General features: G+C 72.9%; 20 protein-coding genes. 6 read left to right on the forward strand and 14 right to left on the reverse strand.

The window, feature by feature from the left end:
- Nucleotides 1-3: 3 nt before the first annotated feature.
- Both ABTW72_RS03285 and ABTW72_RS03290 read right to left on the reverse strand, forming a co-directional pair.
- Nucleotides 4-795, reverse strand: a complete 792-nt coding sequence (locus tag ABTW72_RS03285; protein WP_350853618.1) for an SDR family oxidoreductase — start codon at nt 793-795, stop codon at nt 4-6.
- A complete protein-coding gene (locus ABTW72_RS03290) occupies nt 792-1,775 on the reverse strand; it encodes an LLM class F420-dependent oxidoreductase (protein WP_350853962.1) in 984 nt (327 codons plus the stop codon). Before ABTW72_RS03290 ends, ABTW72_RS03285 begins: the two co-directional genes overlap by 4 nt.
- Before the next feature lie 154 nt (nt 1,776-1,929).
- Here ABTW72_RS03290 and ABTW72_RS03295 point away from each other — a divergent pair, with 154 nt between their 5' ends.
- Together ABTW72_RS03295 and ABTW72_RS03300 are read left to right on the forward strand one after the other, a co-directional pair.
- Complete coding sequence (locus ABTW72_RS03295) at nt 1,930-3,150, forward strand: low temperature requirement protein A (protein ID WP_350853621.1); 1,221 nt, start codon at nt 1,930-1,932, stop codon at nt 3,148-3,150.
- 48 nt (nt 3,151-3,198) lie between these two features.
- On the forward strand, nt 3,199-4,062 hold the full coding sequence (locus ABTW72_RS03300; RefSeq protein WP_350853624.1) for a DUF1028 domain-containing protein: 864 nt from the start codon (nt 3,199-3,201) through the stop codon (nt 4,060-4,062).
- Between the two features lie 46 nt (nt 4,063-4,108).
- On the opposite strand, the gene ABTW72_RS03305 is transcribed toward ABTW72_RS03300, so the two are convergent.
- Together ABTW72_RS03305 and ABTW72_RS03310 are read right to left on the reverse strand one after the other, a co-directional pair.
- Nucleotides 4,109-4,777, reverse strand: coding sequence for a maleylpyruvate isomerase N-terminal domain-containing protein (locus tag ABTW72_RS03305; protein WP_350853627.1), 669 nt, complete (start codon nt 4,775-4,777; stop codon nt 4,109-4,111).
- Nucleotides 4,778-4,785: 8 nt separating this feature from the next.
- Nucleotides 4,786-5,673, reverse strand: coding sequence for a phosphatase PAP2 family protein (locus ABTW72_RS03310; RefSeq protein WP_350853630.1), 888 nt, complete (start codon nt 5,671-5,673; stop codon nt 4,786-4,788).
- 231 nt (nt 5,674-5,904) lie between these two features.
- On the opposite strand from ABTW72_RS03310, the gene ABTW72_RS03315 reads away from it, so the two are divergent.
- On the forward strand, nt 5,905-6,513 hold the full coding sequence (locus tag ABTW72_RS03315) for a DUF3159 domain-containing protein (RefSeq protein ID WP_502892154.1): 609 nt from the start codon (nt 5,905-5,907) through the stop codon (nt 6,511-6,513).
- Between the two features lie 337 nt (nt 6,514-6,850).
- On the opposite strand, the gene ABTW72_RS03320 is transcribed toward ABTW72_RS03315, so the two are convergent.
- Nucleotides 6,851-9,757 (reverse strand): glycoside hydrolase family 48 protein, encoded by a 2,907-nt coding sequence (locus tag ABTW72_RS03320; RefSeq protein ID WP_350853633.1) that lies wholly within the window; start codon nt 9,755-9,757, stop codon nt 6,851-6,853.
- Between the two features lie 846 nt (nt 9,758-10,603).
- On the opposite strand from ABTW72_RS03320, the gene ABTW72_RS03325 reads away from it, so the two are divergent.
- Nucleotides 10,604-11,947, forward strand: a complete 1,344-nt coding sequence (locus tag ABTW72_RS03325) for a GH1 family beta-glucosidase (RefSeq protein WP_350853636.1) — start codon at nt 10,604-10,606, stop codon at nt 11,945-11,947.
- Nucleotides 11,948-12,026: 79 nt separating this feature from the next.
- Here ABTW72_RS03325 and ABTW72_RS03330 read toward each other — a convergent pair whose 3' ends face one another.
- The 3 genes from ABTW72_RS03330 to ABTW72_RS03340 all read right to left on the reverse strand — a co-directional run bounded on the left by ABTW72_RS03330 (nt 12,027) and on the right by ABTW72_RS03340 (nt 16,495).
- Nucleotides 12,027-12,449, reverse strand: a complete 423-nt coding sequence (locus ABTW72_RS03330) for a roadblock/LC7 domain-containing protein (RefSeq protein WP_088988684.1) — start codon at nt 12,447-12,449, stop codon at nt 12,027-12,029.
- Complete coding sequence (locus ABTW72_RS03335; protein ID WP_350853639.1) at nt 12,446-14,983, reverse strand: sensor histidine kinase; 2,538 nt, start codon at nt 14,981-14,983, stop codon at nt 12,446-12,448. The genes ABTW72_RS03330 and ABTW72_RS03335 overlap by 4 nt, the downstream gene beginning before the upstream one ends.
- Before the next feature lie 99 nt (nt 14,984-15,082).
- Nucleotides 15,083-16,495 (reverse strand): FGGY family carbohydrate kinase, encoded by a 1,413-nt coding sequence (locus ABTW72_RS03340; protein WP_350853642.1) that lies wholly within the window; start codon nt 16,493-16,495, stop codon nt 15,083-15,085.
- Nucleotides 16,496-16,699: 204 nt separating this feature from the next.
- Here ABTW72_RS03340 and ABTW72_RS03345 point away from each other — a divergent pair, with 204 nt between their 5' ends.
- A complete protein-coding gene (locus ABTW72_RS03345; protein ID WP_350853645.1) occupies nt 16,700-18,622 on the forward strand; it encodes an anthranilate synthase family protein in 1,923 nt (640 codons plus the stop codon).
- Nucleotides 18,623-18,708: 86 nt separating this feature from the next.
- On the opposite strand, the gene wrbA is transcribed toward ABTW72_RS03345, so the two are convergent.
- From wrbA to ABTW72_RS03365, 4 genes are all read right to left on the reverse strand, one after another.
- Nucleotides 18,709-19,326, reverse strand: coding sequence for an NAD(P)H:quinone oxidoreductase (wrbA, locus tag ABTW72_RS03350; protein ID WP_112583030.1), 618 nt, complete (start codon nt 19,324-19,326; stop codon nt 18,709-18,711).
- A gap of 292 nt (nt 19,327-19,618) precedes the next feature.
- Nucleotides 19,619-19,987: a DUF3037 domain-containing protein gene (locus tag ABTW72_RS03355; RefSeq protein WP_091404117.1), complete on the reverse strand. Its 369-nt coding sequence runs from the start codon at nt 19,985-19,987 to the stop codon at nt 19,619-19,621.
- Nucleotides 19,984-20,742, reverse strand: a complete 759-nt coding sequence (locus tag ABTW72_RS03360) for a HipA family kinase (RefSeq protein WP_350853649.1) — start codon at nt 20,740-20,742, stop codon at nt 19,984-19,986. The genes ABTW72_RS03355 and ABTW72_RS03360 overlap by 4 nt, the downstream gene beginning before the upstream one ends.
- A 64-nt stretch (nt 20,743-20,806) precedes the next feature.
- Complete coding sequence (locus tag ABTW72_RS03365; RefSeq protein ID WP_091404114.1) at nt 20,807-21,199, reverse strand: hypothetical protein; 393 nt, start codon at nt 21,197-21,199, stop codon at nt 20,807-20,809.
- A 138-nt stretch (nt 21,200-21,337) separates the two neighbouring features.
- Here ABTW72_RS03365 and ABTW72_RS03370 point away from each other — a divergent pair, with 138 nt between their 5' ends.
- The gene (locus ABTW72_RS03370) at nt 21,338-22,447 is read left to right on the forward strand and encodes a winged helix DNA-binding domain-containing protein (RefSeq protein ID WP_350853652.1); all 1,110 of its coding nucleotides are present in this window, start codon (nt 21,338-21,340) and stop codon (nt 22,445-22,447) included.
- 10 nt (nt 22,448-22,457) lie between these two features.
- Here ABTW72_RS03370 and malQ read toward each other — a convergent pair whose 3' ends face one another.
- Both malQ and ABTW72_RS03380 read right to left on the reverse strand, forming a co-directional pair.
- Complete coding sequence (gene malQ, locus ABTW72_RS03375) at nt 22,458-24,458, reverse strand: 4-alpha-glucanotransferase (protein ID WP_350853655.1); 2,001 nt, start codon at nt 24,456-24,458, stop codon at nt 22,458-22,460.
- Between the two features lie 182 nt (nt 24,459-24,640).
- Nucleotides 24,641-25,849 (reverse strand): ABC transporter ATP-binding protein, encoded by a 1,209-nt coding sequence (locus ABTW72_RS03380; protein WP_350853658.1) that lies wholly within the window; start codon nt 25,847-25,849, stop codon nt 24,641-24,643.

Below are 25,849 nucleotides of genomic sequence, written 5' to 3' on the forward strand. Positions count from 1 at the left end.
GGGTCAGGCGGTCAGCCGGCGGATGAGTTTGCGCATGCCGGCCTGCCAGCCGTCCGGGTCCTCGGCGCGGCGGCGCGCGTAGTCGGCGACCTCGGGGTGCGGCAGGATCAGGAAACGTTCCTCGGCCAGCCCGGCGATGGCTGCGTCGGCGACCTGGTCCGGGGTGAGCACCGCACCGGACGCGGCGACCACCCGGGCGCCGAGGTGACCGTCGGCGAGCCCGTCGGCGAGCATCGGGGTGTCCACCCCCTGCGGGCAGAGCGCGCTGACCCGGATGCCCCGGTCCCGGTAGGTGATGGCCAGCCACTCCGCGAACCCCACCGACGCGTGCTTCGTCGCGGTGTAGGCGGCGTCGCCCACCGCCGTCAGCACACCGGCAGCGGAGCAGGTGTGCAGCAGGTGCCCGCCGCCGCGGGCGAGCATTCCGGGCAGCACCGCGCGGGCCGAGTAGACGTGAGCGAGCACGTTGACCCGCCAGGAGCGGTCCCAGCCGGCGTCGTCGACCTCCACTCCCCCGCCGGTGGTCACCCCGGCGTTGGCGCAGAACAGGTCGATCCGGCCGTACCGCTGCTCGGTGTCGGCGACCAGGTCGCGGACCTGTTCCTCGTCGGTGACGTCGAGGGCGATGGCGTGCGCGACCGGGCCGATCCCCTCGGCCACCGCGTCGGCCGCGTCGGCGTCCAGGTCGGCGACCACCACGGCGGCGGCGCCTTCGGCGGCGAACCGGCGCGACAGCGCCGCGCCGATGCCGCCAGCTCCGCCGGTGACCACCACGATCCGGTCGGTGAGGTTCACGCGGACGCCTCCACGGAGTTGGTGCCCAGTTGGGCGATGAGGCTGAGCAGCGCGGTCGCGCCGCCGGTGGTGACCTCGGGAGTGGGCAGCAGGGCGACGATCGGCACGTCCACCCCGTTGTCGGCGTAGCGGCGCACCTCGGCGCGGCACCGCTCCGGTGAGCCGTGCAGCACCAGCGCGTCGACCACCTCGTCGGGCACCGCCGCGCTGGCCCCGCGCCGGTCACCGGCGGCCCAGGCCGCCCACATGGGCCCGAGCGCCTCGTCGCGGCCGAGCCAACGGTGGAACTCGGCGTACGCCGGGACGGTGAGGTAGCTGGTGATGAGCCGACGGCCCAGCGCCCGGGCGTACGCGGCGTCCTCGGTGGGGCAGACGAAGATCCGGGCGGCGACCTCGAAGCCGGCCCGTTGCTCGCCCAGCTCGGCGAGGGCGCGCGGCACGTCGTCGGCGCTGAGCCAGTTGAGGATGACCCCGTCGGCTTCCGCGCCGGCCAGCCGGAGCATGCCCGGGCGCAGCGCGGCGAGCAGGATCGGTGGCGGCACCGCGGGCGGTCGTTCCAGCGTGAACCGGCGGACGGTGAACGTGTCGTATGCCTCGTCGACGGTCTCGCCGGCCAGCGCGGCGCGCAGGAAGCGCAGCACGTCGCGGGTGCGGCGGAACGGCTCGTCGAACGGCACCGCGTTCCAGTCCCGTACCAGCACCGGTGAGGACGCGCCGATGCCGAGCGAGAACCGGCCCGGTGCGGCCTCGGCCAGCGCCGCCGCGCTCATCGCCAGCAGCCCGGGGCCCCGGGTGAAGACCGGTGTGATCGCGGTGCCGAGCCGCAGCCCCGGCTGCCAGGCCGCGGCGAGCGCCAGCGGGGTGAACGCGTCGGTCCCGGCGACCTCGGACGACCAGACGTCGGTGAACCCGGCCCGGTCGAGGGCCGCGTAGGCCGCGTCGTGCTGCGCCAGCGCGATTCCGCCCAGCGGCACCGTCATGCCCCATCGATTCGTCACCGGTCGATCGTGCCCGTTGACGCGGGCCCGAGCAAGATCCCCGGGTTGGGCAGAATCGCCGGTTTCCGGCCGTGCTTGCCAATGGGAGGTGCTACCACTTCGAGGTGGACCGGACCGACGGCGCAGGCCGCTGACCATGGGTTCCAGGGCGGCGGGACACCTGGAGCCGGTTCCGGCGGCGGCCACGCCCGGCCGGGCGACGTTCCTGGAACTCTTCTTCGACCTGGTGTTCGTCTTCGCGCTGACCCGGATCTCGGCGCGCGCGTTCGAGGATCTGACCGAGGACCCGGGCCGGGGGCACGGCTGGGGAACGATCACCGGCAGCGGCAAGACGTTGCTGTTGCTGCTGGCGCTCTGGGCGGTCTGGCAGGGCACCGCGTGGACGACCAGCCGGTACGACCCGTACCGGGTGCCGTTGCAGACCGTGGTGATCACCGCGTTGGTGTGCAGCATGCTGATGGGGGTCGCTATCCCCCGCGCGTTCAGCGAGACCGGGCTGATGTTCGCGGTGGCGTACGTCATCGCGCAGGTGACCCGACCGGTGATCCTCTCGATCGCGCTCGGACCGCACCCGTACCGCCGGTTGAAGGTGCGCATGGCGGTGATCTTCGCCGTCAGCGGGGTGCTCTGGATCAGCGGCGCGATGCTGTCCACCAACGCGCAGGTGCTGCTCTGGTCGGCGGCGCTGGTCATCGAGTACCTGGCCGCCCGCTGCGGCTGGCCGGTGCCCGGCCTGGGCCGTTCGACGATCTCCAAGTGGGAGATCGCCGGGGAACACCTGGCCGAGCGGTACCAGCAGTTCTTCCTCGTCGCGCTGGGCGAGACGATCCTGGTGGCCGGTTTCTCCTACAGCAAGGTGCCGTACGAGATGTGGCACGCGTGGGCGTTCGCGCTGGCGCTGGCGACCTCGATCATGCTGTGGCGCATCTACGTGCAGCGGGCCGGGCGGATCCTGGGCGAGGCGGTGACGAAGGCCCGACACCCCGCCACCATCGGCCGGTCGGCGGCCGACACCCACCTGGTGATGGTGATCGGCCTCGCCGCCACCGCGATCGGATACGAGCTGATCATCGAGCATCCGCTGGAGCGGATCCCCTGGCCGTGGCTGGCCATGGTGCTCGGAGGGCCGGCCCTGTTTCTGGCCGGGCGGGCCCGCCTGGAGTACGAGGTGTTCGCGCGGGTCTCTCCGTCCCGGTGGATCGCGCTGCTGGTGCTGCTGGCCTCGGCGGTGCCGCTGCTGTTGCTGCCGGGCGTGGTCGCGACCGGTGTCGGGGCGCTGGTGCTGGCCTCGGTCGCGGTGCTCGACGCGCGTCGCGCCCACGGTGCCCCACCGGAGGCCGCCGCGCCACCGTTCTGAGCCTCGCACGTCGATGTCGCCTCGGCGTGGGACGGTTAATCTCGGCGGGTGACCTTCTCGCTCGTCGCCCGCTCCGCCGACGGCCGCCTGCACGGCGTGGCCGTCGCCAGCAAGTTCCTCGCCGCCGGGGCGTTGGTGCCGGCCGCCGCCGCCGAGGTGGGCGCGCTGGCCACCCAGGCGCACGTCAACCTCGCCTACCGCCCGCAGGGCCTCACCCTGCTGCGCACCGGGGTGGCCGCCGCCGACGTGGTGGCCGGGCTGATCGCCGCCGACCCCGAGCGGGAGCACCGCCAGCTCGGCGTGGTGGGGGCCACCGGCTCGGGCGCCAGTTGGACCGGGCCGGCCTGCCATCCGTGGGCCGGCGGGCGGACCGGCGACGGCTGGGCCGCGCAGGGAAACGTGCTCACCGGCCCGGAGGTCGTCGACGCCCTCGGCGAAGCCTGGCTGGCGGGAACGGCGCTGCCCTTCGCCGAGCGGCTGGTCGCCGCGCTGCGGGCCGGCGACGAGGCCGGCGGCGACCGGCGTGGCCGGCAGAGCGCCGGTCTGCTCGTGGTCGAGCGCGGCGGCGGGTACGGCGGCACCAGCGACGTGGTGGTGGATCTGCGCGTGGACGACCACCCGAACCCGGTCGCCGAGCTGGGTCGCCTGCTCACTGTGCACACCATGCTGTTCGGCCGACCGGACCCGGCCACCCTGCTCGACCTGAGCGGCGCGGTCGCCGACGAGGTGGCGGCGTTGCTCGGTGCGCTGGGCCATCCGGTGCACGAGGACGGCACGGAAGCGGCGCTGATCTCCTGGGCCGGCTTGGAGAACCTGGAGGAGCGGCTGGTGCCGGGGCGGATCGACCCGGTGGTGCTGACGCACCTGCGCGGTGTCGCCCCGCACGTCCCCGCCCCTCGCGCCGCGAGCTGACTCGGCAGCGGCCGGCGCGACCGTCCGCGGTCCCGCACGACCGGGGTCAGCGGCCGAAGGCGAGCCAACGGAAACCGGCGGCGTCGATCGCGGCCCGTTCCGGGGCGGTCAGCACCGCCCGGCCGGTGGCCTTGCGGATCAGGGTCAGCCGGTCCCAGCTCAACCCGGGCGGTGTGGGTCGTCCGCCGGTGAGCAGGTCGGCGATGACCACGGCCGCCGGTGGGGTGAGGCACGGAGGCCGGCCCAGCGCGGCGGCCAGATCCAACCCGTGCACACCCACCTCGACGACCCGGGTCCGCAGGAACTCGCTGAGGCGCATCGCGTCGCCGTGCCGGGTTCGTACCACCCGATCGGGCGGCGCGGCGGCGACCGCCGCCTCGGTGGCCCGCCACGCCTGGTCGAACTCGGTCGCCAGCGCCGTCCGGTCCACCCGTGGCGCGTGCCGCTGGCCGCCGGCGATCCGGTCGGCGTCCACCGCAGGGGTGAACTTCGCCGCGCCGAAGTAGCCGGCGGCGTCCACCTCGGCGCGGGGCGGGGCCGGCGCGGCGAGCATGTCGGTCAGCCGGCCGGCCCCGGTGCGGATGTGCCCGATCAGGTCCCGGACCGTCCACGGAGGGCAGTCGGTGGGCCGATCGAGGTCGGCGTCGACCAGCTCGGCCAGGACCCCGGTGAGCTGCGCGCACTCGGCGGAGAACGCCGCGAGGACGGACTCCACCGGCTCGCTCAGCCCTTCACCCGGGGCACCAGCCGGTGCACGACGGTGAGCGCCAACGCCATCACCACGGCCATCGTGCCGGCGATCCCGGCGGCGCTGCCCGCGTACCCGACGAACAGAGGGCGGCGGGCCAGCTCCTCCGGCCCGGTGCCGCGCAGGTCGAGCAGCCAGGACAGGGAGAGCCCGCACGCCACCAGGGCGAGCACACCACCGAGCCCGAGCACCAGCGCCGCGACCCGGTGCGCGTCACCGGGGGCGATCTCGGCCTGCTCCCGCTGGGTGACCAGCAGCAGCAACCCGGCCAACGCCGCCCACACACCCACCACCAGGTACGCGGCGACCGCGTCGCTGGGCCGGTGCCAGCCGGCGGAGAGGGTGGCGACGCCGGCGACGGCGGCGTAGCCGGCACCGATGAAGGCGCCGACGGCCCGCACCTTGCGCGGCAGAACGAGCATCAGCGCGACCGCCACCGAGGCGGCGACCGTGGCGTGCCCGCTCGGGAGGCTGTTGCCCACCGCCGCGCGTTCCGGGTCGACACCGTAGTCGGGCCGGCTCAGCCCGTACTTGAGCAGCTGGGTGGTGACGTTCGCTCCGGCGATCAGCAGGGTCGCGGTGATCGCCAGGGCGATCCGCCCCCGGATCAGCGCGATGAACCCGATCGTCGCGGTGGCGGCCAGCAGCGAGACCACCGACATCGCGTTGAGGATCCGGTCGACCGGACCGTCGATGGTGTCCTGCCCGATCCGGTTGCCGGTGAGGGCGACCGTGTCCACCCACTGACCGACCTCAAGGTGTACGGCCACCCGCCAGACGGCGAGGAAGGCGGCCGCCTGGACGAGGGCCAGTACGACCAACCAGACCGCGGTCCAACCCCGTGCCGTCGCGCGCATCCGCACACCGTAGCGGCAGGTGTCGGCGGTCCGAGCGGTGGCCCGCCGCCAATCGCCGGTTAGGTTGTGCCGGAGGCGAGGAGGCGGTTGGTGAGCGGAACACCTGAGCGCGACGGCGGCCCGGCCGACCCCGGTCCGGAGCAGCGTGAAGGCGGCAACCCGGGGCCGGTAGGACCGGCGCGGCCCGGCGCCGACACCGGTCCGGGTGGGCCGGCGCGCGCCGAGTCGCTGACGGATCTGCTGGGCGGGCGGCGCGGTGCCATCGACGCCACTCTGCCGCCGCTGGCGTTCGCGGCGGGCTGGCTGCTGGGCGGCGAGTCGCTGTGGGGCGGGGTCGGCGCGGCGCTGGCCGTGGGCGCGGTGGTGGCCGGCGTACGGCTGCGTCGGGGTGACAGGCCGCGTTCGGTGCTGATCGGGCTGCTGGCCGTCTGCGTCGCGGCGTTGATCGCGGTGCGCACCGGCCGGGCCGAGAACTTCTTCCTGATCCAGGTGCTGTCCAATGCCGCGAGCGCTCTGGCGTGGACGGTCAGCATCGTGGTGCGGTGGCCACTGCTCGGTGTGCTGGTCGGTGCGGTGCTGGGCCAACGGGCCAGGTGGCGGCGCGACCCGGCGCTGCTGCGCGGGTACGGCCGGGCCAGTTGGGTGTGGACGGCGACCTACCTGCTGCGGGTCGCCGTGTTCGTGCCGCTCTACCTGGGTGGGCAGGTGCTCGCGCTGGTGGTGGCCCGGGTGGCGTTGACCTGGCCGCTGGTCGCCGCGGCGCTGGCGCTGAGCTGGGTGGTGCTGCGACGCTCGCTGCCGGCCGGGCACCCGGGGCTGCGTCACCCGGTCGCGCCGCCTCGCTGAGCCGGCCCCGCCCGGCCGGCTCGGAGCAGAGAAGCGGTCGGAACCGGGGCAAAAAAGTGGAGAGGCCGCCACGGGGGGAGCGGCCTCTCCGGTGACGTACGTTACTCCGTCACAGTCCTCGGTGTGATCCCGCCAGGGCCCGAATTTCTGGGCTTTTTCGCGGCTGGCTCCAGTCCGGGCGGTGGGGTGGGCCAGCCGATCCGCTGCGTCGGCCAGATGGCCGGCCCACCCCGGCCTGACCGTGGGTGTCAGGCCGTCCGCCAGCCCCGGTCCGTCGTTCCCCGGACCCGGGCCGGACCCCGGGGTGGGCGGTCCACGCCGCCCACCCCGGGTCGTCTCAGCCGTTCGGGAACATGCTGCCGTAGTCGGCGTACGCCATGGCGACGTCAGCCTGCGCCCAGAACCGGTGGTAGTTGAAGCTCGGCTCCGGACCACCGTCCAGGTACGCCTGCACCTTGGGCCAGTCCGGGTCGTTCTTGTAGAAGGACCGGATGTCGAGGAAGCTCTTGCCGGCGGCGATGGCGTCGCCGTTCGGCATCTTCCCGGTCCAACCCGACGGGACGTAGAGGCCCTGCCCGGTGGACGCGTTGTAGACGTCGTCGAAGCGCCGGTAGTCGCCACGCTTCTCGGTGGTGGAGACACCCTTGGCGTCGCTGGCGGCCGACAGCGCGTCGAGCAGCCCCTTGGCGGTGTCCTTCGCCGCCACGTTGCCCGACTTGGCCGCGTACGCGATCAGGATCCGGGCGTAGGCGGCGGTAACACCGACGTCCTGACCCTTGCTGATGACCTCGACGTGCAGGCCGGTGTTGGGCTGCGGGTTGGACGGGTTCCAGGTGGTCGGCTGACCGGTCCACGCCATGTCCGACGGGATCGACCAGTTGGTGCCGAGGGTGGTGTTGGCGATCGCCCAGGGCACCCACTTGTCCAGCAGCGCCTTGGCCTTCGCGTTGCCGGTCTGCTGGTACAGCTCGGCGATGCGCTGCATCGACCAGGCCTGCATACCGAACCACTGGTTCGACGGCGGGTCGTTGTAGACCGGGTCGACGTCGTAGAACATGCCGTAGAAGGTGCTGGTGCCGGCCGGCGGCTGGGCGTAGCTACCGTCCCAGCTGTTGGTGGCGCCACCGGCGATGCCGCCCTCGGCGGACTGCAACCAGGTGTAGAACTCCAGCTGCCGCTCGAAGCTCTTGGTCCAGTCGGCGACCGCGGTCGACGACTGCGGCTTGAGCTCCGGGGTGTTGGTCAGCGCCCAGGCCGCGAACGGGTTCTGGTAGCCGAAGTGGTTGTGGCTGGAGCCGATCCGCCAGGACCAGTTCTGGCTGGCGTCGTACGCGCCGCCCCAGGCGTAGTACCAGGACAGCAGGTAGTGCGCCGAGTCCTTGCCGCTGCCGGCGGGGCAGGTGCTCGCCCCGACGCAGTTGCCGATCTTCTTGAAGTACTTGTCGAACATCGCGTACCGCAGGTAGTCGCCCATCTTGGCGGCCTTGGTGATGGTGGCCGCGACGTCGGCCTGCTTGTTCTGCGCCTTGGACCAGGTCAGCGCCCAGTACGCGGCCTGCACGGCGCGGGCGTCGGCGTCCGGGGCGTTGGTGTACTTCCACTGCTTGGCGGGGGCGCCGGTGTCCTTGACGAACAGGTCGAGGTAGCCGTACTGACCGCCGTGCTTGAAGGTGTCGCAGGAGGGCTGCGGAACGGTCTCCCACACCGACTCCTGGGTGCCCCGCTGGAAGGTGTTGATGTAGGCGGGCTTGGTGGTGCCGTCACCGCAGCGGCCGAAGCCGTAGGTGTTGTCGACGTCCATCAGCCAGTGCATGCCGTAGATGTCGCCGGTGCCGTAGGTGGACTGCAGCTCCGAGCGCAACGGGTCCTGACCGACCGGGACGTTCGGGTTCAGCGCCGACGGGTACTGGCTGGGCAGGTTGTACTCCGCGGCGTACTGCGGGGTGCCCGCGGAGCCGGCGGTCGGCTGGTCGGCGTGCGTGGGGATGATGTACTTCTCCATCACCGTCCAGGCGTTGTTGAACGGTGCCCAGTTCTGGGTGACCTTGCCGTAGTAGGCCTCCAGCCAGAGCCAGAAGCTGAACGCCTCGGAGGTCGTTTCGTGGCCGTGGTCGGGCGCCTCGACGATCAGCGTCTCCACCGAGTGGTACGGCACGCCCTCGGGGCTGAAGTAGCCCGAGTTCTTGATCTTGCCGTACTGCTCGAGGAACTTCGCGGTGTAGGCGTTGTCGCCGCCGGGGGTGTCGTTGTCGATCTCGGTGGCGCTGACCGCCAGCGAAGCGAGACCGGTGGCGGAGGCGGTGATGGTGGCGGCGCCGCCGGCGGTGTCGGTGTCCTCCGCCGCGGCGACCGTGACGGTGACCCCGGTGTTCCAGTTGCTCGGGGTCAGCGTGGCGGTGGCCGGCGAGACCGTGACGTCGGTGTCACCGGTGCGGGTGAGGGTGACCGGCACGTTGGCCGTCGGGGCGGCGCTGAGCTTCAGGTTGAAGGTGGCGCTGCCACCCTCGGCGACGCTGACCGCGGACGGGGTGGCGACCAGTGTCGGGCCGTTGGCGGCCCCGACGGTGAACGCCTTCTCGTCGACCCCGATGCCGTTGGCGTTGTCGTACGCCTTGGCCTGGACGGTGTAGCTGCCGGCCGGCAGGTCCTCCTGGGTGTACGCGTACGGGGCGGAGGTGTCGGTGTTGATCAGCAGGCCGTTGCGGTAGAACTCGACCTTGCTGATCGTCCCGTCCGGGTCGCTGGCGGTGGCGGTCAGCGGCACGTCGGCCGGCGCGGTGAACGGCCCGGCCGGCAGGCCGAGGGAGACCGTCGGCGGCTGGTTGGCCGGGGTGCCGTTGCAGGGAGTGCCGTTGACCGTGAACGAGGTGGGCTTCGGGTTGCTGCCCGAGTGGGCGCCGTTGAAGCCGATGGTGGTGGACGCCCCGGTGGCCAGGTTGCCGTTGTACGACTCGTTGATCGCGGTGACCTCGCTGCCGGTCTGGCTGAACTTGGCCGACCAGCCCTGGGTGACCCGCTGACCGGTGGTCGGGAAGGTCCACTTGAGCGTCCAGTTGCTCACCGGGTCACCCAGGTTCTTGATGGTGACGTTCGCGGTGAAGCCGTTGTTCCAGTCGTTGGTCGCGTAGACCACGTCGCAGGCGGGTGCCGCCTGTGCGGCGCCGGCAGGCAGGGTCACCCCGCCGATGGCGAGCAGCGCGGCGGCGGCGAGCGCCACGCGCCGGCGTATTGCCAGTTGTCTCATGTGCGCGGTGTCTCCTCGGACCAGGCCGGGGTGGTCCCCGGCGAGGCGCCTGCCCGCGAGGGTGGTGGTGGTCCGCGGGGATGTCGAGGCGCCGGGAAGGTGGTCTTCCCCGGGCCCGGCCGGGGTAGGGCGTGCGGCCCGCACGGGAGGGGGTCCCGCCGGCTGCGCTCGGGTGACCGTGACCGGAGCTGGTGCTGCCGGTTGCCCTCGGTGGACCCGCACTACGCGATGTGGCTCCTGTCGCGTCGAATCGACAGTGTGCCATGGAAGCGCTCCCACAACAAGCGCACGGGGCGCTGGATCAGCTCCTTGTTTCGATCTCGTTTTGGGTCTTTCACAAAGGCGTGACGGGCGTTACAGTCGCAACATCGGTCGATGGGAGCGCTTCCATCGACAAGGTTCCAACAAGAAGATCGCTGGGGTCGTCCTGACGAGCCCAGGGAACCAGACCGAGGGCCGACGACGGGCCAGCCCGGACGCCGTCGTCAGCCATCGTCCCGCCACAGGGAGGGAGGTGGAACCAGAGCCACTCGCGTGGCCCGGCTCCCGCGCGACACGCACGGCAGGACCCAAATTCCGCCCGTGTGTGTGCAGTTACGGTGGGGACGGGGGTTGCCCTCCCCCGTCCCCACACTAAACCCCCGTACACGATAGGAAAAGAGGCCGACGGGACAGGCGCTCCGCGCCGCCCGGACGGCCTCGTTCGCTGCCCGGGGCCACACACCCGCCTCTCACCCGCCAGCGCCGGCCGTCCTGACGGCCGGCTGACCGGCAGGCAGCGTCTGCCCTATCATGGGAGCGCTCCCGAATCTTTCGGCGGTGGCCCCGTATCCATGAGGAGAATCCATGTCGATACCTATCGGGCCCGCCGGCCCGCTGCGCTTCCCGGACAACTTCGGCTGGGGCGCGGCCACCTCCGCCTACCAGATCGAGGGCGCCACCAAGGAGGACGGGCGCGGCGAGTCGGTCTGGGACACCTTCAGCCGCGTCCCAGGGCGCACCCGCAACGGCGACACCGGCGACGTGGCCATCGACCACTACCACCGCTACGCCGAGGACCTCGACCTCATGCGCGACCTCGGGTTGCGCAGCTACCGCTTCTCCATCTCCTGGCCCCGGATCCAGCCCGACGGCACCGGCACGCCCAACCAACGCGGCCTCGACTTCTACCGCCGCCTCCTCGACGGCCTGCACGAGCGCGGAATCACCCCGATGGCCACCCTGTTCCACTGGGACCTCCCGCAGGCGCTCCAGGACGCCGGCGGCTGGGAGTCACGCGACACCGCCCACCGCTTCGCCGACTACGCCGACGTGGTCTTCCGCGCCCTCGGCGACCGGGTGCCGGCCTGGCTCACCATCAACGAACCCAAGACCGTGGTCCAGAACGGATACCTCACCGGCCACCACGCCCCGGGGCGGCAGGACCCGGACGCCGCCTACCTGGTCGCTCACCACCTGCAACTCGCCCACGGGTACGCCGTCGCCGCGCTGCGGGCCACCGGCAGCGACAGCCGCATCGGCCCCGCGCTCAACCTGCACCCCTGCTACCCCGCCGACGACTCCCCGCAGGCCGCCGCCGCCGCCCACCTCTACGACGCCTACGAGAACCGCCTCTACCTCGACTCCCTGCTCAAGGGCAGCTACCCCGAGGACCTGCTGGCCGACCTGGGCCCGCAGAGCCGGATGGTCCAGGGCATCCGCGACGGCGACCTGTTGACCATCTCCGCGCCGATCGACCTGCTGGCCGTGCAGTACTACACCCCGATCTACGTCACCGGCGACGGCGGCACCGCGCACCGCTGGGCGACCTCCGAGGCCGAATGGCAGCAGATCTACCCCGAGGGGATGTACGACCTGCTGACCCGGATCACCCGCGAATACGGGCCGATCCCGCTCACCATCACCGAGAACGGGCTGCCCACACCGGACACTCTGGGCGCGGACGACACCGTCCAGGACGCCGGGCGGATCAGCTTCCTGCGCGACCACCTCACCGCCGCGCACCGGGCCATCGCCGACGGAGTGCCGCTGGAGAGCTTCCACGTCTGGTCACTGCTGGACAACTTCGAGTGGGACCAGGGCTACGACCAGCGCTGGGGCCTGGTCTACGTGGACTACGCCACCCAGCGTCGGGTGCTCAAGAACTCCGCCACCTGGTACCGCTCCGTCATCGCCGACGGCGGCTTCTGAGCGCGCCGCCACCCGGACGGCCGGGCCCGGACGGCTCGGCTCGGGTGAGCCGTGACCGTCCGGGCCTCGGCCGGCTCACTCAGCGGGGCAGCGCCTGCTGCAACTCCGCCCGCAGGGCCGGGGTCAGCATCTCCCCCGCCTGCTTGGCCAGCCGGGCCATCTCGTAGCCCACCACGCCGATGTCCGCGTCACCGGCGGCCAGCGTGGCCAGAATCGAACCGTCGCGGATCTGCATCACCAGGAAGTAGCCGCGGCCCATCTCGACCACCGTCTGCTTGACGACATCGCCGTCGAACATCGAGGCCGCGCCCGCGGTGATACTCATCAGCCCGGAGGTCACCGCGGCGAGCTTGTCCGCGTTGTCACGCGGCAGGTGATCGGAGATCGCCACCAGCAGCCCGTCAGAGGAGACCACCACCGCGTGCGCCACGCCCGGCACCCGCTCCGCGAACGCGCTCACCAGCCAGCTCAGGTCACGCGCCTCCTGGCTCAACGTCGTCACTGTCGTCGTCCCCCTTCGTCGTGCCCCCCGGACGGTGGCACGGGTATCTCGGTGGTGTCCTCAGCCTCGGCGCGCCGTACTCCGCTGTAGAGCCGCGAGAGCATGCCGCCGACCGCCTCCGGGTCCGGGTCGGTGCGGGTCGGTGCCGTCATCGGTTGTGCCGAACGGGTGACCGCGCTCAACTGCGCCATGGGCACCCGCACCGGCAATCCCCGCTCATTGGTGCCGGCGGTCACCGGAATCGTCGGTGGCGCCGCCGCAGCGGGCACCACCGGCGCGGTCGGGCCCTGCCGCGAATACCAGCCCCCGCCGGCACCGCGATCAGCGGCAGGGGTCAACACGTCCTCGGCGCGTACCGGCACCGGGCGGCCCTGACGCGGCACGCCGACGCCCGGCGGGCGGCCGGCCACCGGCAGGTCCCGCACCGCGCCGTTCGGCATCGGGGCAGCGGCCTGCCGGGCCGCCCCGGACTGCGGAACCAACCCCCGCGCCGCGCTTGACGCCAGCATCCGCGCCGACGGGGGCGCATCCAACTCCACAGTGCCCGCGGGAGCCAGCAGCATCGCGGGCAGGGCGAGCCGAGCGACCAGGCCGTCCTCGCCGCCCTCCAACCGCACCCGGACGCCCAACCGGGCCGCGAGGTGACTGACCACGAAGAGCCCCATCCGCTCCACCGCCGCGACGTCCGCGGCCGGAGGGCTGGCCAGCACCTCGTTCGCCTGCACCAACGCGCTCGGGCTCATACCCAGACCCCGGTCGACGATCTCGATCAGCGCACCCCCCGCCTCGATCCGGGCGGTCACCACCACGACGGTGTCCGGACGGGAGAAGGCCGTGGCGTTCTCCAGCAGCTCGGCCAGCAGGTGCACCAACTCGCCGACCGCGTGCCCGACCACGTGCACGTCGGCCACCGATTCGATCCGGACCCGCTGGTACTGCTCGATCTCCGCGGCGGCGGCCAGCAGCACCGCACCGAGCCCGACCGGCCGGTTCCACCGGCGGGTCGAGTCGGTGCCGGCGAGCACCAGCAGGCTCTCGTCGTTACGGCGCATCCGGGCGGCCAGGTGATCGAGCTTGAACAGGTTCTCCAGCTGGTCCGGGTCGCTCTCCTCGCGCTCCAGGTCGTCCAGCAGCTCCAGCTGACGCTCCACCAGCACCTGGCTGCGGCGGGCCAGGTTGACGAACATCGCGTTGACGTTGCGCCGCATCAACGCCTGCTCGACGGCGACAGTGACCGCGCTGCGGTGCACCGCCACGAACGCCTCGGCCAGCTCGCCGATCTCGTCGAGTGAGCGGACCACCGCCGGCGCGACATCGATGCGCGGCACCCCACCGGTGACGGTCTTCAGTCGGTCCAGGGCGTCCGGCAACTCGACCTGGGCGATCCGCAGCGCCTGGCTGCGCAGCATGCGCATCGACCGGGCCACCGACCGCCCGATGAGCAACGAGATCAGCAGGGCGGCCAGCAGGACCGTGACCACTCCGCCGACGACCAGCAGGGTCGTCCGGAGCTGATCGTCGCTGGCCTCCTCGGCCTGCCGTACGGCGTCGTCGAGCACGCCCGCCTCAAGCTGACGCAGCAGCTCCTGACGCTGCTGGCTGGCCGACCACCACTGCTCCGACGGCAGCACCTGCGGCGACGCGCCGCCGGAGGACAGGCTGCGTTCCTCCAACCCGGTGGCGACCAGGAAGTTCGGCGACACCGAGGTCTCGTCGTAGCGGCGGATCTGCTCACTGGTCGCGGCCACCCGGAACGCGCCGAGCGCGGTGAGTTGCTGACCGCGCAGGTCGGCGAGGATCACCCGGTCCTCGGTGCCGTACGCCCCGGCGCGGGCGGCGGCGTAGAGCTGGGCCCGCACCCGGGAGGAGAGCTCCTTGACCCGGGCCAACTGGACGTAGCGCAGCACCGCGTCGTTCAACGCCGGCTGGTTCTGCCCCGGCGTCGGTTCGGCGAGCAGGTCGAGCAACGCCCCGACGGCACGGTGGTAGTTGCTCAGGATGGTCTCGCTGCTGAGCACCGCCGGCGGAATCGCCGCGCGGATGTCGACCACCTGGTCGTACGCCTCCAGCGCCTCGGAGAAGGCCACCCGCCAGGACGCGTCCGCGTCCGCCAACGGCTCGGCGGCCCGGCTGAGGTCGACGATGGCCTTGTCGGTGGCCGCCTGCAACGGCTTCAGGCCGTTCGCGGCGGCCTGCCGGTCACCGCCCTTACGCAGCTCGCCCAGCTCCCCCGCCGAACGGTCCCGCTCCTGCTGGAGCTGGTGCACCGCCGCGGTGATCTGCCGGCCGATGCCGACCTGACTGGAGAAGTCGTTCAACGCCGTCGTCCGCCCGACCAGGGTGCTGGTCTGCACCCCGGCGAGCAGGAGGAACGCCATCGACGGCACCAGCAGCACGGTGGCGAGCTTCGTGCTCATCCGCCAGTCGCGCAGCCGGAACGGCGACCGCCGTCGATGCGGAACGACTCGGACATCGAAGCGGCGTCGGCGATGGTTCGACACCGCGCCGTTCGCCGGGTCGGGACCTGCCGCCACCCTGCCTCCTCCGTCCTACCGCGTCCACCGCGGTCGGGGGAGCGCAGTCCATCCAACCAGGCTCGGTACCGCTGTCAACGGCCCGGGCGAGGCCGAGGTTCAGGAAGGATACTGCGGGTGGGAACGTCCTGCCGTGGTCGGTAAAACCAGCTCGTCCGTCCGGCCGATGTCGGCGAGCTCGATCGCGTCACCGAAGCGCCCCAGCGCCACCAGCGCGGCACCGGTGGCGCCGATCTCCGGGTTGCGTTGATGCGACACCGGTCGCGGTGCGAGGGCGGTCGCGAACGCCTGCCGCCACCACACCGAGGCGGCCACCGCGCCGCCGCCCAGCACCACACCGACCGGTTTGTCGATGGTGGACTCGAGCACCCCGAGATCCTCGGCGACCAGCTCACACAACCCCTGCATCAGCCCGGCTAGGATGTCGACCGAAGTTGTGCTGAAGCTCAGACCCCGCAGCTCACCGCTGCCCGCCGGTGCCAGCCCGGGCGCCCGGTCGCCACCGAAGCGGGGATCCGCCGGCCGGCCACCACCCGCCGGCACCAGCGCCAGCGCCGCGTCCAGCTCGGCGCCCCGAGGCAACCGCAGCTCCCGGTCCGCCCAGGCGAAGAGGTTGCCGCCGTTGGCGTACGCGGCCCCGGTCACCACGTGGTCGTGGTCGACCCGGTACCGCCACAACCGTTCGGGCAGGCGCGGCATCGGTTCGCCGGCCGGGATCCGCTGCATCAACCGTACGGCCGCGGAGGTGCCCACGGTGACGGCGGCCCGGCTCGGGTCGACGCAGCCGGAGCCGACGTTCGACGCCCCACCGTCGCCCACCGGCGGCGTCCACCGGGCCTGCGCCAACTGCGGCCACCGACGGGCCAGGTCGACCCGGAGCCGGCCGTGCCAGTCCAGCTCGCCCAGCGGCGGCAGCTCCTCCGGTCGCGCCTCGGCCAGCGTCAGCGCCTCCTCGTCCCAGCGCAGGGTGCGCAGGTCGAGCAGACCGGTCCCGGAGGCCTGGGAGATCGACATGGGCGCCGTGTCGAGCAGCTCGCCCAGCACGTACTCGGGCAGACCGACGAACCGGGCGATGGGGGTGCCGGACTGCTCGCGCACCCAGGGCAACCGCATCGACCAGTACGAACGGTGCCACCAGCAGCCGGTGCGCTGGTGGAAGCCGTCCGGGTCGGCCGGGCCGGCGGTGCGCCCGACCGGGGCGGGCCGGGTGTCCAGCCAGGTGACCACCGGGCCCATGGGGGCGCCGTCGCGGTCCAGCGGGAGCACCGAGTGCCACTGGGCGGAGACCGCCACCAGGCCGACGTCGTGCAGGTGCCCCGAGTCGGCCAGCTCGTCCAGGCACTCGACAAGGCTCGCCAGATAGTCCGGACCGGACAGGGTGCCGGTGCCGTCGTCGCCGATGGCGAGGTCGACCTTGCGGCGGGCCAGAGCGCCGGGCAGCGGCTGGGTGTCCGCGTCCAGCACCAGCCCGCGTACCGAGGAGGTGCCCAGGTCGAGCGCGAGAATGTTCATCGCCGGTCAAGTTACCCCGTGCCAGCCGGCCGACGGGCGCGTAGGGTGGATCACATGCTCGCGCAGTTGACCAGTTGGTGGCCCGCCGACCCGGCGGCCATCTCCCGCGCGTAGCTCCATCCACGCGGCCGCCATCGAGGCGGTCGCCGGATCTCCCGGCTCCAGGGCCGCCCCACGGCGGCGCCCAGCCCGACGGAGACTCCGATGACCCACCTGACCGACCTGCTCGCCGCCGTCGCGCACGGCGTCGACCCCGGCCCCTTCGCGCTGCTGCGCCGCGAGGGCGCGGACGCGCTGGACCTGTTCACCGGCCCGGTCGACACCGTCGACGAGCTCACCGACCTCCCGCTGCCGGCGGGCCCGCCCGGGGCACGGACGCTGGCCCTGGTGCCGTACCGGCAGATCACCGAGCGCGGCTTCGCCTGCGTCGACGACGCCGCCCCGCTGGAGTTCCTCCAGGTCCGCGAGCACCAGCGGATCACGCTGGCCGACGCCCTCGCCGCGCTGCCCGACGAAGCGGTGCACACCACCGACGCCGGCTTCGACGTCAGCGACGAGGAGTACGCGCGGACCGTGCAGCGGGTGCTGTCCGAGGAGATCGGCCGCGGCGAGGGCGCGAACTTCGTCATCCACCGCGCCCTGCACGCCACAGTGCAGGGCCCGCCGTTGGGGGCCGCGCTGGCCGCGCTGCGCCGGCTGCTGGTCGCCGAACGCGGGGCGTACTGGACGTTCGTGGTGCACACCGGCACCCGGACGCTGGTCGGCGCCAGCCCGGAGCGCCACGTCAGCGTCGACGACGGCCTGGTGATGATGAACCCGATCAGCGGCACCTTCCGCTGCCCCGGTGGCGTCGCGGACCGGGCGGCCCTGCTGCGCTTCCTCGCCGATGAGAAGGAGACCGAGGAGCTGTACATGGTGCTCGACGAGGAGCTGAAGATGATGGCCACCGTCGCCGAGCACGGTGGGCAGGTGATCGGGCCGTACCTGAAGGAGATGTCGCACCTGGCGCACACCGAGTACCTGCTCGCCGGGCGGGGCACCCGCGACGTGCGGGAGGTGCTGCGCGAGACGATGTTCGCCCCCACCGTCACCGGCAGCCCGATCGAGAACGCCTGCCGGGTGATCGCCCGGCACGAGCGCCGGGGTCGGGGCTACTACGGGGGCGTGCTGGCACTGCTCGGCCACGACGAGGCCGGCCGGCAGACGCTCGACGCCCCGATCCTGATCCGCACCGCCGAGATCTCCCCCACCGGCCGACTGCGGGTGCCGGTCGGCGCGACCCTGGTCCGGCACTCGACGGCGGCCGGCGAGGTGGCCGAGACGCACGCCAAGGCCGCCGGGGTGCTGGCCGCGCTCGGCCTCGGGCCGGCGGCGTCCGTCGGCGACCGCGGGCCGGTCGCGCGGCTGGCCGACGACCCGGCGGTACGCGACGCGCTGGCCGCCCGCAACGCACCGCTGGCGCGGTTCTGGCTCGATCAGCGGTCACCGGACGCGCCCGGACTGCCCGGACTGGTCGGCCGCCGGGTGTTGATCGTGGACGCCGAGGACACCTTCACCGGAATGCTGGCCCACCAACTGAGCGCGTTGGGACTCGCGGTGACCACCCGCCCCTGGCACGCGAGCGGCCCGGTCGACGACTACGACCTGGTGGTCGCCGGTCCCGGACCGGGCGACCCGGGCAGCGCGGACGAACCGAAGATGCTGGCGCTGCGGAAGCTGCTGACCGGACTGCTGACCACCGGCCGTCCCACCCTCGCGGTCTGCCTCGGCCATCAGGTGCTGGCCGGGCTGCTGGGGCTGACCCTGCACCGCCGCGACGCGCCCTACCAGGGGTTGCAGCGGGAGGTGCCGCTGTTCGGCCGGACCCGCCGGGTCGGGTTCTACTCGACGTTCACCGCCCGCTGCGGGGCCGACCGGCTGACCACCGCGTACGGGCCGGTGGAGCTGGCCCGGGACCCGGACGACGGCGCCGTGCACGCCCTGCGGGGACGCGGCTTCGCCGGGGTGCAGTTCCACGCGGAGTCGGTGCTCAGCCCGGACGGGCTCGCCGTGCTCAGCGAGCTGTTGACCGAACTGCTGCCCGCGTCGCGCCCGGACGAGCTGTCCGCGACGCGCGGAGGCGCATAGTCGCCCCGGCCCGGGGGTAGGGCTGGATGGACCGGTGGCGCGGACGGGCCGAGAGCCCCCGCCCGCGCCGCCGGTCGCCTCGTCCGTCAGCCGGCCAGGCCCGCCTTCAGCGCGGCACCCATCTGCACGGCGCGCCGGGCGGTCAGCGCGCAGGCCCCGAGCGCCACGGCGTCCGGGGCGATCTCCCCGTTGTTGCTGGTGTGCGAGGGGCCGTACGGGTTGCCGGCGATGAACTGACTGGTGTCGGTGTAACCGGGGGTGACCACCACACCGCCCCAGTGGTAGAAGACGTTGAAGAGCGAGGTCAGCGTGGTCTCCTGACCCCCGTGCGAGGTCGCCGTCGAGGTGAAGGCGGAGTAGACCTTGTTGGCCAGCGCACCCTGGGCCCACAGCGGGCCGGTGGTGTCGATGAACTGCTTCAGCTGCGCCGCGACCATGCCGTACCGGGTCGGCGCGCCGAGGATCACCACGTCGGCCCAGGCCAGGTCGTCGACCATCGCCTCGGGCACGTCCTGGGTCTCCAGGCGGTGCGCCTGCCAGCCGGAGTTGGAGCGGATCGCCTCGTCCGGCGCCAACTCGCGCACCTTGCGCAGGCGCACGTCGGCACCGGCATCCCCGGCGGCCTCACACACGGCCTGCGCCATCTGGTACGTGATACCGGTGGCGCTGTAGTAGATCACCGCTACCTTGGTCTGGGCAGCCATCAGAGTGTCCCCTTCTCGTCTCGGATCAGCTCCCGCGACTACCCGCTGCGGACGTGCTCTAACGACAGCCCCGGCGCTCCCGGCCACCGGTCCGCCGGCTCAAGTTTTCCGCAACTTCCCGGTCGTTCCGGCCCGACGTCGCGCGCGGACCGCGATCCTGGTGCCATCGGTGCCGGTGGGATCGAGCCGCCGCCCCGCACCGGGGACCTGAACGGGGGATCGCGCTCCGCCGGCAACGGCGCTGGCGTAGCGCGATCAGGGGACGATCGCCGCGCCCGCGCCCCGCTCCGGCTCAGCGGACCAGGGTCGCCATCAGCCGGTCCAGTTCGGCCGCCGGGTCGACGGTGAGACCGGTGTGCACCGGCCCGGTCTGGATCATCGTGCTGCGCGGCGCGGCCAGCCAGTGGAACCGCTCACCGAGCCGCATCCGGGTCGCCGGCCCGTCACCGGAGCAGGTCCGGTCCCAGGAGTCGAGCACCGCGGCCACCGCAGGCAGGTCGACGTCGGGCGCCAGCGCGCGAACCCGGTCGGCGTCCAGGTGCGTCCGCGCGGCCAGGAAGTCGCGCTGCTGGCAGTAGAGCAACACCCCGACGTTGATCTGTTCGCCGCGCTCGATGCGGGGCACGAGCCGGATCAGCGCGTACTCGAAGGGTTGCCTCATGCCCCGCTCCCCGATGGCAGCCAGTCGGCCGTGCGGGCGACCCGGCGGGACAGGTGATCCAGGTACGCGTCGCGCGCCGCGTCGGCCGTCTCGAAGTCGGCGGCGGTCAACCACTCCCCCGGCACCAGGGCCAGCACCTCGGTGAGCAGTTTCGGGGTGACCTGGGGGGCCAGCTCGGCGTCGGCCTCGGCCAGCCGCGACGCGTACGGCGCCAGCACGTGGTCCTCCGCGCGGTAGGCCCGCTGCACGGCGGCCTCGGCGCGCGGCCAGTTGTGGTGGAAGTACAGCGAGGCGCCGTGGTCGATCAGCCACAGCTCCCGGTGCCAGACGAGCAGGTTCGGGTTGCGCCAGCTCCGGTCGACGTTCTCCACGTACGCGTCGAACCAGAGCACACGGGAGGCCAGCGCCGGGTCGACGGGGTGCGCCACCGGGTCGAAGCCCAGAGCCCCGGGCAGGAAGTCCATCCCGAGGTTGGCGCCGCCGCTGCTGCGCAGCAGCTCCTGCACCTCCTGGTCGGGCTCGGCACGCCCGATCACCGGGTCGATGTCGAGGACCACCAGCGGCGGCACCCGCAACCCCAGCCGGCGCGCCAGCTCACCGCAGATCACCTCGGCGATCAGCGCCTTGGGCCCCTGCCCGGCGCCTCGGAACTTCGCCACGTAGGTGCCCAGGTCGTCGGCCTCCACCACGCCCGGCAGCGACCCACCCTCGCGCAGCGGGGTGACGTAACGGATCGCGGTGACCTGGCGGAGCACGCCGCCCACCCTACTGTGGCCGGCCCGGACGGGTGGCGGGCCGGCCCGGACCGGCACGCCCGGGTCAGTCGAGCTTGTCGCGCAGCTTGTCGACCTGGGTCTGCAGACGGTCCACCGCGTTCTCGTTGTTGACGAACGTGGTGATGCCCGCGGCCAGGCCGAGCCCGATCAGCACGGCCAGGATGCTGAGCACCAGGCCGCCGATCGACACGCCACGACCGGTGACCCCGGGTCGGCGCGCCATCTTGAGCCCGACGATGCCGAGGATGATCCCGATGATGCCGAGCACCAACCCCAGCCAGGCGAGGATCGCCGTCAACACGCTGAACAGACCGGCGACTCCGAACACCAGGGCGAAGGTCGCCGCGGCGCTCGTCTTCGCGCGGGTGTCCCCCCGGTGGCCGCGGGATCCGGCCGTCACGCCGGCGCCCCGCGCCGGCTCACTTGCGGCAGTCATGAGATTCCCTTCCGTACGCGCGGCGCGCGCGCTTCCGGCGAGCGGCATTCCCCCGACGACCGCCGTTACGCCTGCCACCAGCAGGAGTGTCGGTGGCCGGCCCTAGGCTGGCCGCCCGGCCACGAAAAGGAGCGCCCGATGCCTGTCGACCTCAGCGCGGCCGACGCGCTGGCGCTGCGGATGACCAGCCTGCTGCTGCGCCCTCACCCGAGCACCCGACCCGGCACCGTCGCCGAGGTGGTCGAGTGGTTCGGCGCGATGCAGGCACAGGATCTGGCCAGCGGGCTGTGGTCGCTGGGCGCCCGGCTACCCGGTCGCAGCGTGGCCGACGTGCAGGCGGCGTTGGAGCGGCGTGAGGCGCTGCGCACCTGGCCGATGCGGGGCACCGTGCACCTCGTCCCGTCCGCCGACGCCCGCTGGATGCTGGAGCTGACCGGCGTACGATCCCTGGCCGGCGCGGCGACCCGGCGGGCGCAGCTCGGGCTCACCGAGGCCGACGCGGACCGGGCGGTGGAGGTGCTCGGCACCGCTCTGGCCGGCGGCGGTCGGCTCACCCGCGCGCAGTGCCTGGCCACCCTGCGGGCGGCCGGCGTGGGCACCGACGGGCAGCGCGGCTACCACCTGCTGTGGTATTCGAGCGTTCGCGGCGTGACCTGCGTGGCACCGAACGTCGGCACCGACCAGACCTTCGCCCTGCTCGACGAGTGGGCACCCACGTCCCACCGGCTGGAGCGGGACGAGGCGCTGGCCCTGCTCGCCCACCGCTACGTTCGCGGGCACGGCCCGGTCACTGACCGCGAGTTCGCCGGGTGGAGCGGCCTGACCCTGACCGACGCCCGGCGCGGCCTGGCCGCCGCCGACGACGCGCTGAGCACGGTACGCGTCGACGGCACGCCGATGTTCCTCGACGCGGCCCTGGCCGACGCGCCACGCACCGCGCCGGACGACGTGTTGGCGCTGCCCGGCTTCGACGAGTATCTGCTCGGCTTCCGGGACCGCACGTTGATGCTCGACCCCGCCCACCAGGCGGCCGTGGTGCCGGGCAACAACGGCATCTTCCAGGCCACCGTGGTCCGCGCCGGTCGGGTGGTGGGTGTGTGGAAGCGCAAGGTCGGCCGCACCGCGGTCACCGTGACGATCCAGCCGTTCACCACGCTCGACGCCACCGCGCGGGCCCGGGTGGAGCAGGCGCTCGGGCGCTACGCCGACTTCCTCGGGCTGCCGGCCCGCTTCGACTGGCTGACCTGACCCGGCGGCGTCACTGCTTCGGCGGTGCCGGGTCGGCCGGTCGTGGGCGGGCGGCGCTGAGCAGGTCGACGATGCGGGTCACCCGGGCGTCCGCGCGGATCTGCGCCACGCTGGCCGGCAACGGCAGTCGCCAGTTCGGGTACTCGTCCACGGTGCCCGGCATGTTGGGTTGGCGCACCTCACCCAGCACGTCGTAGAGGGAGACGCCGACCAGCCGGGTCGGGCTGGCCGCGAGCGCGGCGTGCATCGCCACCACCACCTCGCCGTCGTCGGGAGTCTTCGCCGGTTCAGCCGACTCAGACCCCGCAGCCGGCTCGGGCAGCAGGTTCTCGGCAGCCAACATCGTGAGCAGCCGGTCCCGATCGGCGGCGGCGCGGGCCCGCTCCACCGCCACGTCGGTGCCGAGCAGCTTCAACTCGTCGCGCACCCGCACGTGCTCACCGGTCAGGAAGCCCGGCGCGGTGGGCAGGTCGTGGGTGGAGATGGTGGCGAGCGCGTTGCGCGGCCACCGGGCCGGCGGGACGAAGTCACCGGCCTCGTCGCGTGCGAACCACAGCACTGTCGAGCCGAGCATGTTGCGCCCCCGCAACCCTCGGGTCACCGCCGGTTGGACCGTGCCGAGATCCTCACCGACCACCACCGCGCCGGCCCGGTGCGCCTCCAACGCGAGGATGCCGAGCATCGCCTCGGCGTCGTAGCGCACATAGGTGCCCTCGGCAGCGCCGCCGCCCGGCGGCACCCACCACAGTCGCCACAGACCGGCGACGTGGTCGACCCGCAGGCCACCCGCGTGCCGCAGGACGCGGCGCAGCATGTCCCGGTAGGCGGCGTAACCGGTGGCGGCGAGCCGGTCCGGACGCCACGCGGCGAGCCCCCAGTCCTGGCCGAGCTGGTTGAAGTCGTCCGGTGGCGCGCCGACCCGCACCCCCTGGGCCAGCACGTCGGCGAGCTGCCACCCGTCCGCGCCGCCCGGGTCGATGCCGACGGCCAGGTCGTGCACGACACCGACCGGCATCCCCGCCGAGCGGGCCGCCGCCGTGACGGCGTCGAGCTGCTCGTCGCAGAGGTGTTGCAGCCAGGCGTGGAAGGTGACCCGGTCGGCGAGTCGCCGACGCTGCTCGGCGACCGCCGGGGCGTCCGGGTGGTGCAACTCCGCCGGCCAGGCCCGCCAGTCGTTGCCGTGCCGCTCGGCGAGCGCGCACCAGGTGGCGAAGCTGGTCAGCGCCGGGTCCGCGGCAAGATCCACCGGCTGGGCGTACGGATGCAGCAACTCCAGGGCGCGCCGCTTGGCGGCCCACACCTCGTCGTAGTCGATCAGGGGCCCCCGGTCGGGACGCAACGCGTCGACCACCGCGCGGGTGGCCGGATCGGCTGCCCGGTACGCGGCGGTGTCGCTGACCCGCAGGTACAGCGGATTGACGAAGCGTCGACTGGCGGGCGAATACGGTGAGGTGGCCACCGGGTGCGCCGGCCCGACCGCGTGCAGCGGGTTGAGCAGCACCAGCCCGGCCCCGGTGTCACCGGCCCAGCCGGTGAACTCGGCGAGGTCACCGAGGTCTCCCATGCCCCAGGAGCGCTCCGAGGTCAGCGCGTAGAGCTGGAGCATCCACCCCCAGCTCGACGGCGGCACCGGCAGCCGGCGCGGCACCACCACCAGTGTCACCTCCCGGTCGGCACAGGCCAGCCGGTGCCAACCCAGCGGCAGGTCCGCCGGCAGCTCACCGTCGACCGCGCGACGGCCACCGTCCTCCAGGGTCACCACCCCCGGGCCGGGCAGCGCCCGACTGCGCCCGTGGGTGAGCACGACCGTCTCCGGCAGGGCGCTCCGGTCGACCGCACGGGCGGCGGCGAGCGCGTCGGCGATCGCCGACGGGCTGGTGGCGTCCACGCCGAGCAGCCCCAGCACACCCACCACGGTCTCCGGTGCGACCTCGACGCGGCGGTGCCGCCAATCCTCGTACCAGGTGGAAACACCGTGCGCGTTGGCCAGCGCGGCCAATCGTCGGTTCATCCCGTCCCCCGCTTCACGACGCGACCTGCGACCACCTTGCCACGCCCGCCCCCGCGCCGCAGAACACGGCAGGCCGCGCCCCGCCGCGCCGCGCCGCGCCGATCTTGCACTTCCTGTCCCGGCACAAGCGGCATTCCGCCTGTATCGACAACCGAAAGTGCAAGATCGGCGCGATCGGGGCGTCAGTCGGCGAGCGCGCCGGCGGCTCGCCCCTCGTGCAGGGTCAGGTTGCGGCCGTTGGCCGGGTCGAACAGGTGGATCTTCTCCAGGTTGAACCAGACCCGCCGCGTCTGCCCCTCGGCGACCGGGGACTCGGCGGACAGCCGGGTCACCAGGTTGCCACCGGCACCGGCGAAGTCGGCGGCGCCCGCGTCGGCGGCCAGCTCCTCCAGCTCGGCGGCGCTGGCCTTCTCACCCTCGACGGTGAAGTAGACGTACTTGTCCGAACCCATCGACTCGACGATGTCCACCGGCGCCTCGAACTCCATGCCCCGCCGACGGGTGTCGTCGTCGACCAGTTCGGCGTCCTCGAAGTGCTCGGGCCGGATGCCGAGGATCAGCTCGCGGGGTGCGTCGGCCGACTCCAACTCCCGGCGGACCCGGTCACCGATCGGCACCTTGCCCAGGGCGGTGTGCAGCTCGCCGTCCTGGACGGCGGCGTGCAGGAAGTTCATCGACGGCGAGCCGATGAAGCCGGCCACGAAGAGGTTCTTCGGGTGGTCGTACAGCTCCTGCGGTGGCCCGACCTGCTGCACCGCGCCCCCGCGCATGATCACCACGCGGTCGCCGAGGGTCATCGCCTCGGTCTGGTCGTGGGTGACGTAGACGGTGGTGGTGCCGAGCTGCTTCTGCAGGCGGGACACCACGGTGCGCATCTGCACCCGCAGCTTCGCGTCGAGGTTGGACAACGGCTCGTCCATCAGGAACGCCTTCGGCTGGCGGACGATCGCCCGGCCCATCGCCACCCGCTGACGCTGGCCACCGGAGAGGTTGGCCGGCCTGCGGTCCAGCAGCGAGGTCAGCTCCAGCACCTTCGCCGCCTCGTCGACCTTGCGGTCGATGGTCTCCTTGTCGAGCTTCGCCAGCCGCAGCGGGAACGCCATGTTCTCCCGCACTGTCATGTTCGGGTACAGCGCGTACGACTGGAACACCATGGCGATGTCCCGGTCGCGGGGGGCCTTGTCGTTGACCCGCTGCCCGGCGATGCGCAGCTCACCGGAGCTGATGTCCTCCAACCCGGCGATCATGTTGAGGGTGGTGGACTTGCCGCAGCCCGAGGGCCCGACCAGGATCACGAACTCGCCGTCGGCGATCTCCAGGTCGACGTCCTGCACGGCGACGGTCCCGTCCGGGAAGCTCTTGCTCACCTTGTCCAGCACGATGTCAGCCAT

Source organism: Micromonospora sp. NPDC127501, from assembly GCF_040302185.1.
Classification (GTDB): Bacteria; Actinomycetota; Actinomycetes; order Mycobacteriales; family Micromonosporaceae; genus Micromonospora.

Coding starts and splice junctions, on each gene's coding strand:
- ABTW72_RS03340 (WP_350853642.1), bottom strand. CDS start 16,495: ATGAACATTCTCGCGCTCGACCTGGGCACCTCCTCGGTACGCGGGCTG.
- ABTW72_RS03325 (WP_350853636.1), top strand. CDS start 10,604: ATGTCGATACCTATCGGGCCCGCCGGCCCGCTGCGCTTCCCGGACAAC.
- ABTW72_RS03365 (WP_091404114.1), bottom strand. CDS start 21,199: ATGACTGCCGCAAGTGAGCCGGCGCGGGGCGCCGGCGTGACGGCCGGA.
- ABTW72_RS03355 (WP_091404117.1), bottom strand. CDS start 19,987: ATGAGGCAACCCTTCGAGTACGCGCTGATCCGGCTCGTGCCCCGCATC.
- wrbA (WP_112583030.1), bottom strand. CDS start 19,326: ATGGCTGCCCAGACCAAGGTAGCGGTGATCTACTACAGCGCCACCGGT.
- ABTW72_RS03380 (WP_350853658.1), bottom strand. CDS start 25,849: ATGGCTGACATCGTGCTGGACAAGGTGAGCAAGAGCTTCCCGGACGGG.
- ABTW72_RS03370 (WP_350853652.1), top strand. CDS start 21,338: ATGCCTGTCGACCTCAGCGCGGCCGACGCGCTGGCGCTGCGGATGACC.
- ABTW72_RS03345 (WP_350853645.1), top strand. CDS start 16,700: ATGACCCACCTGACCGACCTGCTCGCCGCCGTCGCGCACGGCGTCGAC.
- malQ (WP_350853655.1), bottom strand. CDS start 24,458: ATGAACCGACGATTGGCCGCGCTGGCCAACGCGCACGGTGTTTCCACC.
- ABTW72_RS03320 (WP_350853633.1), bottom strand. CDS start 9,757: ATGAGACAACTGGCAATACGCCGGCGCGTGGCGCTCGCCGCCGCCGCG.
- ABTW72_RS03290 (WP_350853962.1), bottom strand. CDS start 1,775: ATGACGGTGCCGCTGGGCGGAATCGCGCTGGCGCAGCACGACGCGGCC.
- ABTW72_RS03295 (WP_350853621.1), top strand. CDS start 1,930: ATGGGTTCCAGGGCGGCGGGACACCTGGAGCCGGTTCCGGCGGCGGCC.